Here is a 1,155-nt window from a genome sequence, read left to right on the forward strand (position 1 = left end):
TCCGCCGCACCGGCTCCCGCAGCGGCGCCGGTGGTGGCGGGCGCGGGGGCTGCGGGCTTCTCGCCGTCGACCTCGAGCACCTCCCCGTCGACGACCGGGCCGCCCGCCTTCTCCTCGGCGTCGACCTGCGCGATCGCGTCCTGCTCGGCCGCCTTGGCCGCCTTCTGTCGGCGGAACGAGTTCCACATGTTGATGAAGGTGGCGATGCCGGCCAGCACGAACAACGGCACGGCCAGCATGAGGATGTCCTCGCGCACGAGCCCCGGGTGCAGGGAGTCCATGACGTCCTGCGGCATCCGGATGTACGAGGCCAGCGGGACCCCGAAGATCTCGGCGTTGAGGAAGGAGGCGACCTGGTCGGGGCCGAACGCCCCGTTGGTCATGGTCGAGGCCTCTTCGATCGACACCCCACGCGGCGAGAAGTTGAGCAGGACATAGTACAGACCCAGGAACACCGGGATCTGCACGAGCAGCGGCAGGCACCCGGCGGCGGGATTGACCCCGGCATCCGCGTACAGGGCCTGCATCTCCTTGGCCTGCTCCTGGCGGTCCTCGGGGGTCTTGCGGTCCTTGTACTTGTTCTGCAGCTCCTTCATCTTGGGAGCGATCTGCGCCATCTTGCGCATGGAGTACTGCTGCCGGTACATCGACCGCATGAGCAGCAGCCGCACGGTCACCACCAGCAACAGCACGGAGCCCACCCAGGCCACTCCGGAACCGGGGTCCACGACGAAGCTCAGCACCCAGTGCCAGAACTTCATGACGAGCGACACCGGATACGCGAAGAGGTCCACGGGCGAATCTCCAGATGGGACGGTGGCGCCGGAGCGGGCGCGCGGGGTGGGGCGGAACAGGCCGGGTCAAGACTAGAAGGCCGTCCCCCAGCGTGCCAGGGTCAGCGGGAGCGGTGGGGGCCGGGGTGCTCAGCGGCGGCGGGAGCAGCGGGTTCGTGCCCGCGCGAGGTCGCCCGACAGCGTCAGATGCTGCAGCCCACCCACACCGGCTCGGGGTGCAACTCCACGCCGAACGCCTCGAAGACGCCGTCGCGCACCTCGCGCGCCAGCGCGATCACGTCGTCGGCGGTGGCCGAGCCCCTGTTGGTCAGCGCGAGGGTGTGTTTGGTGGACAGGCGGGCGGGCGACGACGACGAGGGGT

1 protein-coding gene and 1 pseudogene are annotated in these 1,155 nt (G+C 69.6%); both read right to left on the reverse strand.

Annotated features, from left to right (window positions below; translation table 11 throughout):
• A partial coding sequence (locus G6017_RS13750; RefSeq protein WP_182610802.1) for a membrane protein insertase YidC occupies nucleotides 1-794 on the reverse strand: 794 nt, incomplete at its 3' end.
• Between the two features lie 182 nt (nucleotides 795-976).
• Nucleotides 977-1,155, reverse strand: a pseudogene (gene murB / locus G6017_RS13755) (UDP-N-acetylmuramate dehydrogenase); the annotation flags it as partial.

The sequence above is a fragment of the Dietzia sp. B44 genome (assembly GCF_014145245.1).
In the GTDB taxonomy this organism is placed as follows: Bacteria; Actinomycetota; Actinomycetes; order Mycobacteriales; family Mycobacteriaceae; genus Dietzia; species Dietzia natronolimnaea.